Genomic DNA, 14,459 nt, shown 5'->3' on the forward strand with positions numbered 1-14,459 from the left:
GTCACCGGGTCAGGACCCGCGCCAACTGCCGGGACTGGGCGACGAGCCGGTCCGCGCTGTCCCACACCTCGGCGTCCTCCTCCAGGAAGCCGCCCGCGAGGTTGCGGGTGGTGATCGCGACGCGGACGGGTCCGGGCGCCGGCCGGCAGCGGATGTGCGCGGTGAGCTCCACCGTCGGCACCCACCCCGTGATGCCCAGCTCGAACGCGGTCGGCGGCAGGGCGTCGACGGCGAGGAGGAGGGCCAGCGGGTCCAGGTCGCGGCCGTCGGCCAGGGCGAACCAGGCGCGCATCTCGCCGCGTCCGCTCGGGGCTCCGACGGCCCAGCCCACGGTCGCGGGGTCGAGGCGCAGATCCAGCCGGGCCGCGATCGGGGGTGCCGTGGCGGGGTCGTGGTGGGGGTCGTCAGCGGCGCTCAGGCACTGGTCGGCGGGCGGTATCGGCGGGGGCTCCGCGCTGGTGCGGACCTCGTCGGTGAGGCGGTCCAGGTCCCCGTAGGTGGCGAGCACGCGGAGGCGCTCCGTCTCGGTGCCGTCGTTTGCGCGCTGGAGCAGCGTGGCGGACCCGGCGGCGAGGGTGCGGCCCGGCGGTGCCGGGTCGGTGCGGACGACGGCCGGGCCGGGACGGCTGGCGGTCAGGTAGTGCGCGGTGACGGTGAACGGGTCCGGCTGGGCGAGGGCGTCGCCGAGGGCGCGGGCGGTGAGGGCCAGCAGGTAGCCGCCGTTGACGGCCTCCCCGATCGCCCAGCCCGCCGAGAGGTCGGCGTCGTAGAGCCCGGGGTGCCCGCCGTCGCGGCGGCGCACCTGCGTGTCACGGTCGAACTCGCTGTTCCCGAGGGTGGCGGGCGGCGATGCGGCGGCCCGCCCGTCGTGCAGTGCCTGAGTCATACCGGGACCGTACAAGCTTTTATTACCACTCGGTAGGTTCAGGGGTGGGATCATCGTCCCCATGCTCCACGTGCTCTACCTGGTGGGTGTCGCCGCCTTCGCGGCCAGCGGGGTCCTCGCGGCCCACCGCGCGAACATGGACCCCTTCGGCGGGCTGGTCCTCGCCTTCGCCGCCGGTGTCTCCGGCGGCACCCTGCGCGACCTCATCCTCGGCCGCGATCCGCTGTACTGGACGCAGGACTGGATCCTGCTGACCGTCATCGCGTCCGTCGGCGTGGTCACCATGGTCTACCTGCGCTTCCGCACCCTGCCGCACCGCACCCTGCTGCTCGTGGACGCCGTCGGGCTCGCCGTCGTCACGGTCATCGGCGCGCGGGCCGCCCTGGAGTCCGAGGTGACGCCGCTGGCCGTGCTGATCCTGGCCGTCCTGACCGGCGTCACCGGCGAGGTGGTCCGGGACGTCCTGTGCGGGGAACTGCCTCCGCTGCTCCTGCGCGAGGAGGTCTACGCCACGGCCGCGTTCGCCGGGGCGCTGTGCTACCTGCTGCTCGACTGGGCGTCGGTGGGCCAGGGCGCCGCGACGGTCGTCTCGGCCGCCGTCGTCCTGGCGCTGCGCATCGCCGCCATGTACTTCGGCCTCAGCCTCCCGAGGTCCCACTCGCACCTGGAGCAGGAGCAGGGCTGAGCGACGGGCCGGGTCCGGCGACGGCGGCCTTGCCGCCGCCGGGACCCGGCCGCGTCACACGGGCGACGTCTCGGGCGTCGACGCCGGCGACGCCTCCCCGGCGGCCCGGGTGATCGTGCCGTCGGCGATCTCGGCGGCGTAGTGGCACGCCACCCGGTGGCCGTCGCCGACATCGCGCAGCGCCGGCCGTTCCGTGGCGCACAGCGTCTCCTGCTTCCACGGGCAGCGCGTGTGGAAGCGGCAGCCCGTGGGCGGATCGGCCGGGGAGGGCAGGTCGCCGGTGAGCAGGATGCGCTCGCGACCGTCCTCCACCACCGGGTCCGGCACCGGGACGGCCGACATCAGGGCGCGGGTGTAGGGGTGGCGGGGCTCGGCGTACAGCAGGTCGCTGGGCGCCTCCTCCACCAGCGAGCCGAGGTACATCACGCCGATGACGTCCGAGATGTGCCGGACGACGGCCAGGTCGTGCGCGATGACCAGGTAGGTCAGGCCCATCGACTCCTGGAGCTCCTCCAGCAGGTTCAGCACCTGCGCCTGGATCGAGACGTCCAGCGCGGAGACCGGCTCGTCGCAGATGATCACGTCCGGTTCCAGCACCAGGGCGCGGGCGATCCCGATGCGCTGCCGCTGGCCGCCGGAGAACTCGTGCGGATAGCGGGAGAGCGCGTTGGCGGGCAGTCCGACCTTGGCGAGGATGTCCAGGATGCGCTTCCTGCGCTCCCCGGCGTCCGCGCCGATGCCGTGCGCGGTCATGCCCTCGGTGAGGATCGACTCGATGTTCTGCCGGGGGTCGAGGCTGCCCAGGGGGTCCTGGAAGACCATCTGGAGGCGTCGGCGCGCCCGGCGCATCTCCTCGCCCGGCAGCGCGGCCAGGTCGGTGCCGTCGAAGACGACACCGCCCGAGGTGATGTCCACCAGCCGCAGGACCGCGCGACCCAACGTCGTCTTGCCGCAGCCGGACTCGCCCACCAGACCGTAGGTCTGGCCGGCCTCCACCGACAGCGACACCCCGTCGACGGCGTAGACGTGTCCCACGGTGCGGTCGAAGAAGACGCCCCGCTTGACCGGGAAGTGGACCTTGACGTCGTCGAGTTCGAGCAGGCTCATGAGCCGGCCTCCGTCTTCTTCAGGTCGGCTGTGTTCCCGTGGTCCCCGCCGTCCCCGTGCATCTCGTGCTTCACCGGGTTCACGCACCGGGCCAGGTGCCCCGGGGTGTGCGGCTCCGTCAACTGCGGGGTGCCGGTGAGGCACTCCATCGTGTAGGAGTCGCAGCGTGGGGCGAAGGCGCAGCCGTCCGCCCAGTCGATGCGGTCGTTGATGGAGCCGCGGATGGGCCGCAGCGGTTCGCCGCGCGGGGCGTCCAGCCGGGGGATCGAGCCGAGCAGCCCGTGCGCGTAGGGGTGGGTCGGTGCGGCGAACAGCGGACGCCGCGCCGCCGACTCGACGACCTTGCCCGCGTACAGCACGTTGACCTGGTCGCACAGCCCGGCGACGACGCCCAGGTCGTGGGTGATCATCAGCAGGGCGGTGCCCTCCTCGTCCACCAGCTCCTTGAGCAGCTCCAGGATCTGCGCCTGGATGGTGACGTCGAGGGCGGTCGTCGGCTCGTCCGCGATGAGCAGCCGGGGCGCACAGGCCACGGCCATCGCGATGAGCGCGCGCTGCCGCATGCCGCCGGACAGCTGGTGCGGGTACTCCTTCAGCCGCCGGGTGGGGTCGGGGATGCCGACGCGGTCGAGCAGGTGGGCGGCCTCCTTGCGGGCGGGCTCCCCCTTCATCCCCCGGTGCCGCTTGAGGATCTCCGTCACCTGGACGCCGATGGGGACGACCGGGTTCAGGGAGGACAGCGGGTCCTGGAAGATCATGGCCAGCTGCGAGCCGCGCAGGTCCCGCATCCGCGCGGTGGACAGGCGCAGCAGGTCGGTGCCGTCGTAGTCGGCGCGACCGCCGATCGTCACGCCCCGGCTCGGCAGCAGGCCCATGAGCGCCAGCGACGTCACGGACTTGCCGCAGCCGGACTCCCCCACGAGGCCGACGACCTGACCCTGGTCGACGTCGAAGGAGACACCGGCCACGGCCTGCACGTCGCGGCTGCCGCGCCCGCTGAAGGTGATGGTCAGTTCGTCCACGGAAAGCAACGGCATGTCATCAGCTCCGCAGTTTCGGGTCGAGGGCCTCGCGCATCGCCTCGCCCAGCAGGGTGAAGCCGAGGGCGGTGATGATGATGCCCAGCGCCGGGTACACGGCCAGCATCGGAGCGCTGTCGAAGTAGCCCTGGGCCTGGGCGAGCATGACGCCCCACTCCGGTTCGGAGGCGTCCGGGTTGCCGAGGCCGAGGTAGGACAGGGCGGCCGCCTCGATGATGGCGGTGGCCAGGCTGAGCGTCGACTGCACGATGACGGGGCTGAGCGAGTTGGGCAGCACGTGGCCCAGGGCGATGCGCCGCTTGCGCACGCCGAGGGACTGGGCCGCCAGGACGTAGTCCGAGCCGCCCTGGGCCAGCATCGCGCCGCGCAGCAGGCGCGCGAAGATGGGCACCTGGACGACGCCCACCGCGATCATGACGGTGGTGAGCGACTGGCCCAGCACGGCCGCGATGGAGACGGCCAGCAGCAGCGAGGGCAGCGCGAGCATCATGTCGATGAAGCGCATGACGACGGTGTCGAACCGCTTGCCGGCGGCGCCGCCGAGGGTGAGGGCCGCACCCGAGGCGCCGCCGATCAGCGCGCCGACGGTGAAGCCGAGCAGCGTGGCGACGATGCCCACCAGCAGCGTCTGCCGGGCGCCGATGAGCATCCGGGAGAACTCGTCACGGGCGAGGTGGTCCAGGCCCAGCCAGTTCTCGGCGCGCGGGCCGACGAAGATGTTCTGGTTCGTCAGCACCTCGCCGCGCCAGGTGTGCGTGTCGGTGGGGTCGTAGGGGGCGATCCACGGCCCGAGGATCGCGAGCAGGACGAACGCCCCGATGATGACGCCGCCGATGAGCGCCATCTTGCTGCGCCGCAGTCGGCGCATGGCCTCGACCCACAGGCTGTTGCCGGTGGTCGTCTCCCTGCTCGCGGTGAGTTCGGCGAGCCGGTCGATCTTGTCGGTCTTGGTGCTCATCAGTGCACCCGCACTCTCGGATCGATGAGGCTGTACGCCAGGTCGACCAGCAGGTTGATGATGACGTAGGCCAGCGCGATGAACATGATGAAGCCGACGAGCACGGGGTAGTCGCGCTGGTCGATGGCGGTCTTGATGAACGAGCCGATGCCGCCGAAGGCGAACACCGACTCGGTCAGGACGGCGCCGGAGAGCAGCCCGCCGGTCAGCAGACCGATGGCCGTGACGACGGGCAGCAGGGCGTTGCGCAGCACGTGCCGGCCGCGCACCACGCTCTGCTTGAGGCCCTTGGACTCGGCGGTGCGCACGTAGTCCTCGCCGAGGACCTCCAGGACGCTGGCGCGCGTCATGCGCACGATGATGGCCAGCGGGATGGAGGCCAGCGCCATCGCGGGCAGCACCAGGTGCTGCACGGCGTCCCAGGAGGCGTCGAACTCACCGGTGAGGATGCCGTCGAGGACGTAGAAGCCGGTGACCTCGGTGGCGTCGAGGCCGGTCGTCTGGCGGCCGAAGGCCGGGAACCAGCCCAGCTGCACGGCGAAGAGCGCCTTGAGGAGGTAGGCGAGGAAGAAGACGGGGATGCAGATGCCGAGCAGCGAGCCCGACACGGCCGACACGTCGAGCCAGCTGCCGCGCCGGCGGGCGGCGAAGTAGCCGAGCGGGATGCCGACGGCCACGGCCATGAGGATGGCCGTGACGCCGAGTTCGACGGTGGCGGGGAAGGCCCGGGTGAACTCGTCCCACACCGGCTGGCCGGTCTGCGTCGAGGTGCCGAGGTCGAGCCGGCCGAGCCGCTCCAGGAAGCGCCCGTACTGGACCCACAGGGGCTGGTCGAGGCCGAGTGCCCTCTCGATCTGGGCCTTGTCGGCCGCGGTGGCTCTCTCGCCCAGGAGGGCCGCCGCGGGCCCACCGGGCAGCAGGCGCACCCAGACGAAGAGCAGGACCGACAGACCGAGCAGGGTGGGTATGAGCTGCAGAAGTCTTCTGACGACGAGACGCAACACCCCGCGCTACCCCCTTTCTTGGGGTTCGAACTAGGGCATCGGACGCGGGACCGCCCGGCCACCTGGATGTCGTGGCCGGGCGGACCTCACGCGATGGTGGGGGACTACTTGAAGGAGACCTCGGCGAAGTTCTCCTGCGTCAGCGGGGAGACCTCCGGCGGGTTCACCTTGTCGGAGAACGCGATGGAGGGCGGCGAGGAGGAGATCGGCACGCCGGGGACGTACTCCATGATCGCCTCGTTGGCCTTCTTGTACAGCTCCACACGCTGGGCGACGTCCGGCTCGGACTCGGCGGCCTTCACCGCGTCGAAGACGGCGTCCTCACGGAAGCCCCACTGGGCGTCGAAGCCGCTGAACCAGGTGCCGATGAAGTTGTAGCCGTCGTTGAAGTCACCGGTCCAGCCCAGCATGTGCAGGGCGCAGGAGCCGTTCTCGGTGGCGTCCAGGTAGTCCGGGGCCCACTTCATGGGCTTCGGGTTGACCGTGATCCCGGCCTTCTCCAGGTCGGCCTTCATCAGCTCGAACATGTCGGCCGGGGCCGGCATGTAGGGGCGGGTGACCTCGGTCGGGTAGCAGAAGTCGACGCTCAGCTTCGACTCGCCCGCGTCGGCCAGCAGGTCCTTGGCCTTGTCGGTGCTGAAGTCGTAGGTGGCGACGCCCTCGGAGAACCCGTCGACGGTGTCGGGCATGAACTGCGTGGCGACGACGCCGCCCTCGGGGAGCTGGGTGTTGACGAGGTTGTCGCGGTCGATGGCGTGGGTGATCGCCTGCCGGACCTCCTTCTTCTCCAGCGCCTCGTTGGCCCCCTGGGACATGCCCAGGTAGAAGATGTTGAAGACGCCTCGGACGGGGACCTGGAAGCCCTTGTCCTTCAGCCCCTCGACGTCGGACGGCGCGACCAGGTCGTAGCCGTCGATGTTGCCGGCCTCCAGCGCCTGACGGCGGGCGTTCTCCTCGGAGATGGTGCGGAAGACGAGCTTCTCGACGCCCGCCTTCTCCTCGCCCCAGTAGTCGTCGAAGCGCTCCAGGGTGACTTCCTGGTTGCCCTTGTCCCACTCGGCGATCTTGAACGGCCCGGTGCCGGCGACCGTCCCGGCCTCCTGGCTGTACTTGGGGTAGGTGAGGGCGTCGCCCTCGCCCGTGGCCGATTCCTTCTTGTACTCCGCGATGGCCTTCGGGGAGTGGATGGCCAGGGCCTGGAGGGAGAAGCCGCCGGGCAGGTTCGCCGACGCCTCGTTCACCGAGATGACGGCCGTCAGCTCGTCCTGCGCGGCGCAGCCCTTGTAGTTGGGCTCGGCGGTGTCCTTGCTCTCGTTCTTCGCGAAGCCGCCGAAGACGGTCTGCCAGTAGTAGGAGATCGCCTTGTTCTGGTACGTACCGGTCCAGTTGAACCAGTAGTCGTAGTTCGCACAGACGGCCTCGGCGGTCAGCTTCTCGCCGTCGTGGAAGGTGACCCCCTCACGGAGGTTGAACGTCCACTCGGTGCCGGCCTCGTTGCTCTCCCACGACTCCGCCAGGCCGCCGACGAGCTCGCTGCCGCCCGGCTCGTGCTCGATGAGCGCCTCGAAGGCCTGCCGGGTGACGCGGAACGTCTCGCCGTCGCTGGCCAGGGCCGGGTCCAGGGAGCCGGGGTCACCGGGGGCGCCGAAGACGAAGGTGTCGCCGCCCTCGCCGCCACCGTCGTCGTCCCGCTCGCTGGCGCATCCGCTGGTTATCAGTCCGACCGCAAGGGTGGCCGCGATCGCCGTGACGACCCTGGATCTGGTTCTACGCATCGTCCACCTCAGGGGTCTGGTGGTGCAACAGATTCTGGTCGCCCGCACATTACTGTGCATCCATAGAGGTGTGAACCGTCCGCATGCCGGTGATACCGAGCTGAGACCCGCTGCTAAAGCGCCGATAAAAGCGCCCCTGGGCGGCGTAGCGGGCGATATCCCCCGGGCCCCGCGGCAGGGGTGCGCGCAGGGCCGTGCGCGCTCGCGCGTCAGCGGGCGTGGGGGTGGCCGTAGCCGGGGGTCGGCGCGGGGTGGTGCGCGGTGGCCGCCGCGTCCCGGTCGAAGAAGGGACGCGCGTTCGCGTGCAGCCACAGGGCCACCGGGTCGTGCGCGTCGGACATCGTGACGGCGGAGACGGGCAGCCCCGGGGGCAGCGCTCCGGCGGCCTGCCGCACGGTGCTGAGCGCGGTGTGCGCGGCCTGCCCGGCGTGCGGCCCGCCCTCGTGGACGTCGACGCCGATGGCGAGGAACGCGGAGCCGTACGCGGGGCGCACCCAGGCCCGGCGCAGACTGCGGACGGCGGGCGTGCGCTGGGCGTGGTGGGTCAACTGGGCGTAGAACTGCGGTGCCCGCACGGTGGGTTCGCCGATCCCGAGCGGCCCGGCCGGGAGCCGGTCGAGCCCCACGGCGAGGCGGCGCAGGTCCGGCCACGGGATGCCGAGGCCGCCGCCGGGCCCGTGCGGGTCCAGCCACAGCCCCAGGTGGCGGGGATAGAGCAGATGGGCGGCGTCCCGACCGGTGGACGCCCCGTGGCCGCGGTTCCAGCCGCTCGCCTCCAGCGCGCGCGGAGAGGTCGCGCAGGGGACGTAGCCGTGCCCCGCGACGTCCAGGCGCGCGTACCGGGCGTCCGGGTCGTCCGGACCGCCGTGCCACAGGAAGGGCAGCAGGGGCGCACCGGCGAGCGCGTGCAGCAGCGCCTCGTACCGGTCGTACCTGTCGTCCCGGACGGGCGACACCTGGCGCAGCAGCACCTCGACGCTCTCACCCGCGCTCACGTCCGCCGCCCTTCTCCGCATTCGACCTGCTCGGGCACCAGCCGTGCGCCCCCCGACATGAAATCAGCTTACGAGCCCCGGACGGCACGGCCGGGACCGCTCACCCGCGGTGCGCCGCCTACCCACCCGTCCCCGCCCCGGCCCGCGTCGTCGTACGCGGACCAACCCGGCAGTCTACTCAGAGGGGGCGTGAGTAGAAGGGCCGGACGCACTCGCGCAGCCAGCCGACGACCGGGTCGTGCGGCGCGGCGTCGAGCAGGACGAGCTGCACGGGCCACCGCACCGTGTGCGTGCTGAGCGCGCGGGCCAGCGCGTCGTGCGTGGCCTGCCGCGCCTCCGGTTCCAGGAGGTCCAGCTCGACGCCGACGAACAGCGCGGGCGGGTCGCCCTCGGCGCTGGCCAGGCCGCGCCGGGCCGTCCGTATCTGCGGCAGTCGCCCGAACTCGGTGGCGGCGGCGGACAGGAAGTCCACCGGATCGTCCTGCCAGTCGGGCTCGAACAACCGCACCCGCGCGCCCCTCGGCGCCCCCGGCCCCGCCTCCGCGTCGCCCTCCTGACACAGCAGCGCCACCGCCTCGGGCGGGACCGGCGCCCCGACGGCGCCCTCCGGGTTGACCACGATGCCGACGTGCGGCGGCAGGCCCCGGGCGAACTCCCGGGCCGGGACGACGGCGTAGCTCATCGGCACCCGCACGCAGTGCACGAACTGCTCCTCGGAGCTGTAGACGGGCACGTACGGCACGCCGTCCCGCTCCACGGTGGGCAGATCGACGTCCCGGCTGTCCGGGCCGCCGCCCTCGGGCAGCGGGACCCACAGACTGCTGCGGCCCAGCACCTCCATCAGCCGGGCACCGGCGTGCGGCTGCCCCACGGAGGCGGCCAGCGTCTCCTCCAACGCGTTGCCCGGCCGGCCGCCGGCGGGTCCCGGCCCGGGGGTCGGAGGCTGCGGTGACGGGTGCGGCTGCTGGGGAGCTGTCATGGGCGAAACCCTAGCGGGGGACGTCGTCCGGCAGGCAGGGCTCCGGGGATTGACCCGGACGGTGGCCCACCGCGACCGTCCGGTTGCGCGCGGTCACTCCCCCTTCCACGGTGGAGGGGTCCCCGCAGTACCGAAGAGGTGCCCACCGGTGCCTCCGGCACACAGGAAGTCACCCTTGATGCTCTCGTCCCGCAAGACCGCCTCCCTCACCGTGGCCGCAGCCCTCGCCGGAACCCTCGCCCTGACGCTCGTCGGCACCGCCGGAGCCGACCCGTCCCGTCCGGCCCCCGCTCCCGCCGCCCCGGCCGCCGAGCGCGGCACCGCGCGGCTCGCCGAGGACGCCCGGCGACTCGACCTGATGGGCGACGGCGTCTCCTCCGTCATGGAGCTCGTCGAGGACGTCCTCGAAGCCGACCCCGTCGCCGGGTACGACATGCGGGAGCACCGCGAGGAGGTCCTGGCGGAGCTGCGGGAACTGGAGGCGTCCTTCGCGGCGCCCGGGGCGGGGCGGTGGCGGCAGCCGACCGCCGTGCCCTCGGACCTGCCCCCCGCCCTGCCGACCTGCCTGCCCGTGAACCTGCCCCCCGGAGCGCCGGAGGTGCCGCTGCCCCTGCCGACGTGCGACGCGCCGTCCGCGCCCGCCGGGTCGCAGGGGTCGGAGGGAGCCGCGGCCGTTCCCGCCGCGCAGGCCCCGAAGGACGCGCTGGACGACCTGCGGGCCGCGCTGGACCGGCTCTTCGACGCCCTGCCCGAACAGGGCCCGGACGGCCTGACCGAGCCGCTGGCGGAGGTGGTCGCGGCGGCGGCGAGGCTGGTCGCCGAGCTGCTTCCCCCGGACCTCGGCGCGGCGCGGAGCTGACCGCGCGCCCGGGCCGGGCCGCACACCCGGGCCCGTCAGCGGCCCGGCGCCCCCGGGGCGGTGCCGCGCAGGGCCCGGGTGTACGCCCGGTCCACCAGGAGCGCCGCGTCACAGGCGGCGGGCAGGCGTCCCGCCGCCAGGTCGGTCAGCAGCCGGGCGGTCGCCCGCCGGTGCCGCGCGAACGCGAACGGCGAGACGGTACGGCCCCGCTCGGCCTGCCCGGCCAGGGCGACGTCCACCGGGACGTCCAGGACGACGAGATGGAGCCGCACCCCGCGCCGCCGCGCGTCCCGGGCCAGCCAGCGCCGCACCCACGGCAGATTCCCGCAGTCGTGGACGACGACGCCCGCCCCGCCCGCCAGCGCACGGCGCAGCCGCCGGTAGTGGTCCAGTCGCACGGCGGGCCGGTAGAGGGCGTAGGGCAGCCAGCGCGGCATCCGCCGGTCCCACCGCTCGCGGACGTCCTGGGAGTCCACCGAGAGCGCCGTGCCGTCGAGGTGGTGGAGGAGGGCGCGGATGAGGGTGGACTTGCCGCTGCCCGGCAGGCCGGAGACGACCACCCGGTCCCCGGCCGGGAACGTGGGCGGCCGGAGCGCGCGGCGTCCCCGCAGGTCGCGAACGGCGGGGGGCAGCGTCTCGGCGTCGGGGACGGCGCTCTGGTGGGGCACGGCGGGCAGCGCGGCCGGGCAGGGATGGGCCTGGGGTTCGTTCCGGATCATGCCGTTTCTCCTCCCGGGGCGGCTCGCGGTCGCGCGGCCACTCCTATGATGACCGTTCGCCACGCTGCGGTTCCCCCTCGCTACCCTGCGGACCCGTCGCGGGACGGGGTGCCGCTGCGGCGGGTCGCGTGCAATGATGAGCCCGCGAACTTCATACCGGCCGTTCGAACCCGCGCGGGAGAGTCTCCACATGCTGGTCACCGGTTCACCGGTCACCGGACACGGAGCGCCGAAGGAGCAAGTCCTCCCTTGAATCTCTCAGGCCCCTGATACCGCGCGAGTGAGGCAGATCTGAAAAGCGGGCGGGCCCCGAGGCGGGGCCGGTCCCACCCAAGGTGCAAGCCGTGGCCCGTTCGGGCCTGCGGCGAACCTCTCAGGTTCCGATGACAGATGGGGAGGACATGTCCGCCCTGCCTGGGAGCCCCTTGAATGTCTGACGCCCTGCCCGAGAACGCCCCGCCCCGACGCACCGCCCTCGACTCCGTGCACCGCGCCCTCGGCGCGACGATGACGGACTTCGCCGGCTGGGACATGCCGCTGCGCTACGGCAGCGAACGCGACGAGCACCACGCCGTCCGCACCCGCGCCGGCCTCTTCGACCTCTCGCACATGGGCGAGATCACCGTCACCGGCCCGCAGGCCGGTGAGCTGCTGGACTACGCGCTCGTCGGCAACCTCTCCGCCGTCAAGGCGGGCCGCGCCCGCTACACCATGATCTGCGACGAGAACGGCGGCATCCTGGACGACCTGATCGTCTACCGGCTCGCCGACGGCCGCGAGAGCACGTACATGGTCGTCGCCAACGCCTCCAACGCGCAGGTCGTCCTTGACGCGCTCGTCGCCCGGCAGGCCGGGTTCGACGCCGCCGTGCGGGACGACCGCGACGCCTACGCCCTCCTCGCGGTGCAGGGGCCGAAGGCGCACGGCGTCCTCGCGAGCCTCACCGACGCGGACCTGGAGGGCCTGAAGTACTACGCGGGGCTGCCGGGCACGGTCGCTGGGGTGCCCGCCCTGATCGCCCGCACCGGCTACACCGGTGAGGACGGGTTCGAGCTGTTCGCCGCGCCGCAGGACGCGGAGAAGCTGTGGCAGGCGCTCCTGAGCGCCGGAGAGGGCGAGGGCCTGGTGCCGTGCGGCCTGTCCTGCCGGGACACCCTCCGGCTGGAGGCCGGCATGCCCCTGTACGGGCACGAGCTGACCCGCGCGACGACACCGTTCGACGCCGGCCAGGGCCGGGTGGTGAAGTTCGAGAAGACGACCAACGACGGGCGCTTCGTCGGCCGGGACGCCCTGGAGGCGGCGGCCGAGCGGGCCGCCGCCACCCCGCCGCGCGTCCTGGTGGGCCTGGTCGCCGAGGGCCGCCGCGTCCCGCGCGCCGGATTCCCGGTGGTCACCGCCGACGGGACGCGGATCGGTGAGGTCACCTCCGGGGCCCCCTCCCCCACCCTCGGCAAGCCGATCGCCATGGTCTACGTGGACGCCGCCCACGCCGCGCCGGGCACCGAGGGCGTCGCCGTCGACATCCGCGGGACCCACGAGCCGTACGCCGTCGTGGCCCTGCCCTTCTACAAGCGGGAACGCTGAGCGGGCACCCGTCCGGGTCACCCGCCGCCCCGCCCCCGGCGGGTCCGGCCGCGCCTGACGCACCCCTTCCCCACACCACCACCCCTCATCCGGGAGAATTCACCTCATGAGCAACCCTGAGCAGCTGCGTTACAGCAAGGAACACGAGTGGCTGTCGACCGCCGAGGACGGCGTCGCGACGGTCGGCATCACCGCGCACGCCGCCGGCGCGCTCGGTGACGTCGTCTACGTCCAGCTTCCCGACGTGGGCGACACCGTCACCGCGGGCGAGACCTGCGGCGAGCTGGAGTCGACCAAGTCGGTCAGCGACCTGTACGCCCCCGTCACCGGCGAGATCGTCGAGGCCAACCAGGACGTCGTGGACGACCCGGGCCTGGTGAACTCGGCCCCCTTCGAGGGCGGCTGGCTCTTCAAGGTGCGCGTCACCGACGAGCCGGACGACCTGCTCTCGGCCGACGAGTACACCGCCTTCACGGCCGGCTGAGCCCCCTTCGAACCCGGACGGACACCTCTCATGTCGCTTCTCAACCGTTCCCTCCACGAGGTGGACCCGGACGTCGCCGCCGCCGTCGACGCCGAGCTCCACCGCCAGCAGTCCACCCTCGAGATGATCGCCTCGGAGAACTTCGCGCCCGTCGCGGCGCTGGAGGCCCAGGGCTCGGTCCTCACCAACAAGTACGCCGAGGGCTACCCGGGCCGCCGCTACTACGGCGGCTGCGAGCACGTCGACGTCATCGAGGACATCGCCCGCGAGCGGATCAAGGCGCTGTTCGGCGCCGAGGCCGCCAACGTGCAGCCCCACTCGGGCGCCTCCGCCAACGCGGCGGCCATGTTCGCCCTGCTCAAGCCGGGTGACACGATCATGGGCCTGGACCTGGCCCACGGCGGTCACCTCACGCACGGCATGCGGATCAACTTCTCCGGCAAGCTCTACAACGTCGTCGCGTACCACGTCGACCCGGAGACGGGCCTCGTCGACATGGACGAGGTCGAGCGCCTGGCGCAGGAGCACCGGCCGCAGCTGATCATCGCCGGCTGGTCCGCGTACCCGCGTCAGCTCGACTTCGCCGCGTTCCGCCGCGTCGCGGACGCCACCGGGGCGCTGCTCATGGTCGACATGGCGCACTTCGCGGGCCTCGTCGCCGCCGGGCTGCACCCCAACCCGGTGCCCTTCGCCGACGTCGTCACCACGACCACGCACAAGACCCTCGGCGGGCCGCGCGGTGGTGTGATCCTCTCCAAGCAGGAGCACGCCAAGAAGATCAACTCGGCCGTCTTCCCCGGCCAGCAGGGCGGGCCGCTGGAGCACGTCATCGCGGCCAAGGCGGTCTCGTTCAAGATCGCCGCGACCGACGAGTTCACGGAGCGCCAGCAGCGCACCCTGGCCGGTGCGAAGCTGCTCGCCGAGCGGCTGACCCGGCCCGACGCCGTCGAGGCCGGGGTCTCCGTCCTCTCCGGCGGCACCGACGTCCACCTGGTCCTCGTGGACCTGCGCGACAGCGAGCTGGACGGCCAGCAGGCCGAGGACCGGCTCCACGAGATCGGCATCACCGTCAACCGCAACGCCGTGCCGAACGACCCGCGTCCGCCGATGGTCACCTCCGGGCTGCGCATCGGCACCCCGGCGCTGGCCACCCGCGGCTTCGGCGAGGACGACTTCCGCGAGGTCGCCGACATCATCGCCGAGGCGCTGCTGCCGGACTTCGACGAGGCCAAGGCCAAGTCGCTCGCCGTCCGCGTCACCGCGCTCGCCGACCAGCACCCGCTGTACCCGGGCCTGACCAAGTAGTTCCGGGTAGCCCCAGCCGGGCCGGACGCCCCCGCACCACCCCGCGCGGCGTCCGGCCCCGCACCTGACCGCACGCTCC

Annotated in this window: 14 protein-coding genes and 1 riboswitch; of the genes, 5 read left to right on the forward strand and 9 right to left on the reverse strand. The window is 72.8% G+C overall.

Annotated elements, in window-relative coordinates; all coding sequences use genetic code 11:
* Position 1: 1 nt before the first annotated feature.
* On the reverse strand, positions 2-874 hold the full coding sequence (locus IF129_RS22920) for a thioesterase family protein (RefSeq protein WP_191211750.1): 873 nt from the start codon (positions 872-874) through the stop codon (positions 2-4).
* 73 nt (positions 875-947) lie between these two features.
* Between IF129_RS22920 and IF129_RS22925 the strand changes: the two genes are divergently transcribed.
* Entirely contained in the window at positions 948-1,571 is a 624-nt protein-coding gene (locus IF129_RS22925) for a trimeric intracellular cation channel family protein (protein ID WP_191211697.1), read from the forward strand.
* Positions 1,572-1,625: 54 nt separating this feature from the next.
* Here the strand turns inward: IF129_RS22925 and IF129_RS22930 are convergent, their stop codons facing one another.
* From IF129_RS22930 to IF129_RS22960, 7 genes are all read right to left on the reverse strand, one after another.
* Positions 1,626-2,678 carry an ABC transporter ATP-binding protein gene (locus IF129_RS22930; protein ID WP_191211698.1) on the reverse strand — a complete coding sequence of 351 codons (1,053 nt, stop codon included), beginning with the start codon at positions 2,676-2,678 and terminating at the stop codon, positions 1,626-1,628.
* Positions 2,675-3,715 carry an ABC transporter ATP-binding protein gene (locus IF129_RS22935; RefSeq protein ID WP_191211699.1) on the reverse strand — a complete coding sequence of 347 codons (1,041 nt, stop codon included), beginning with the start codon at positions 3,713-3,715 and terminating at the stop codon, positions 2,675-2,677. The genes IF129_RS22930 and IF129_RS22935 overlap by 4 nt, the downstream gene beginning before the upstream one ends.
* A 4-nt stretch (positions 3,716-3,719) precedes the next feature.
* Positions 3,720-4,676, reverse strand: coding sequence for an ABC transporter permease (locus tag IF129_RS22940; protein ID WP_191211700.1), 957 nt, complete (start codon positions 4,674-4,676; stop codon positions 3,720-3,722).
* A complete protein-coding gene (locus IF129_RS22945) occupies positions 4,676-5,680 on the reverse strand; it encodes an ABC transporter permease (protein ID WP_191211701.1) in 1,005 nt (334 codons plus the stop codon). Before IF129_RS22945 ends, IF129_RS22940 begins: the two co-directional genes overlap by 1 nt.
* Positions 5,681-5,784: 104 nt before the next feature.
* Complete coding sequence (locus IF129_RS22950; protein WP_191211702.1) at positions 5,785-7,455, reverse strand: ABC transporter substrate-binding protein; 1,671 nt, start codon at positions 7,453-7,455, stop codon at positions 5,785-5,787.
* A 209-nt stretch (positions 7,456-7,664) separates the two neighbouring features.
* Positions 7,665-8,471 (reverse strand): enhanced serine sensitivity protein SseB C-terminal domain-containing protein, encoded by an 807-nt coding sequence (locus tag IF129_RS22955; protein ID WP_191211703.1) that lies wholly within the window; start codon positions 8,469-8,471, stop codon positions 7,665-7,667.
* A 157-nt stretch (positions 8,472-8,628) separates the two neighbouring features.
* On the reverse strand, positions 8,629-9,429 hold the full coding sequence (locus IF129_RS22960) for an enhanced serine sensitivity protein SseB (RefSeq protein ID WP_191211704.1): 801 nt from the start codon (positions 9,427-9,429) through the stop codon (positions 8,629-8,631).
* Between the two features lie 175 nt (positions 9,430-9,604).
* Between IF129_RS22960 and IF129_RS22965 the strand changes: the two genes are divergently transcribed.
* Positions 9,605-10,288 (forward strand): hypothetical protein, encoded by a 684-nt coding sequence (locus tag IF129_RS22965; RefSeq protein WP_191211705.1) that lies wholly within the window; start codon positions 9,605-9,607, stop codon positions 10,286-10,288.
* Between the two features lie 35 nt (positions 10,289-10,323).
* Here the strand turns inward: IF129_RS22965 and IF129_RS22970 are convergent, their stop codons facing one another.
* The gene (locus IF129_RS22970) at positions 10,324-11,007 is read right to left on the reverse strand and encodes an AAA family ATPase (RefSeq protein WP_191211706.1); all 684 of its coding nucleotides are present in this window, start codon (positions 11,005-11,007) and stop codon (positions 10,324-10,326) included.
* Between the two features lie 165 nt (positions 11,008-11,172).
* A riboswitch (glycine riboswitch) is annotated at positions 11,173-11,292 on the forward strand.
* Between the two features lie 144 nt (positions 11,293-11,436).
* Between IF129_RS22970 and gcvT the strand changes: the two genes are divergently transcribed.
* The 3 genes from gcvT to glyA all read left to right on the forward strand — a co-directional run bounded on the left by gcvT (position 11,437) and on the right by glyA (position 14,380).
* Positions 11,437-12,591, forward strand: a complete 1,155-nt coding sequence (gene gcvT / locus IF129_RS22975; protein WP_191211707.1) for a glycine cleavage system aminomethyltransferase GcvT — start codon at positions 11,437-11,439, stop codon at positions 12,589-12,591.
* 106 nt (positions 12,592-12,697) lie between these two features.
* Positions 12,698-13,075: a glycine cleavage system protein GcvH gene (gene gcvH / locus IF129_RS22980; protein WP_191211708.1), complete on the forward strand. Its 378-nt coding sequence runs from the start codon at positions 12,698-12,700 to the stop codon at positions 13,073-13,075.
* A 30-nt stretch (positions 13,076-13,105) separates the two neighbouring features.
* The gene (gene glyA, locus IF129_RS22985) at positions 13,106-14,380 is read left to right on the forward strand and encodes a serine hydroxymethyltransferase (protein ID WP_191211709.1); all 1,275 of its coding nucleotides are present in this window, start codon (positions 13,106-13,108) and stop codon (positions 14,378-14,380) included.
* Positions 14,381-14,459 lie beyond the last annotated feature (79 nt).

It is taken from the genome of Streptomyces chumphonensis, assembly GCF_014779715.1.
GTDB classification, from domain to species: Bacteria; Actinomycetota; Actinomycetes; order Streptomycetales; family Streptomycetaceae; genus Streptomyces; species Streptomyces chumphonensis.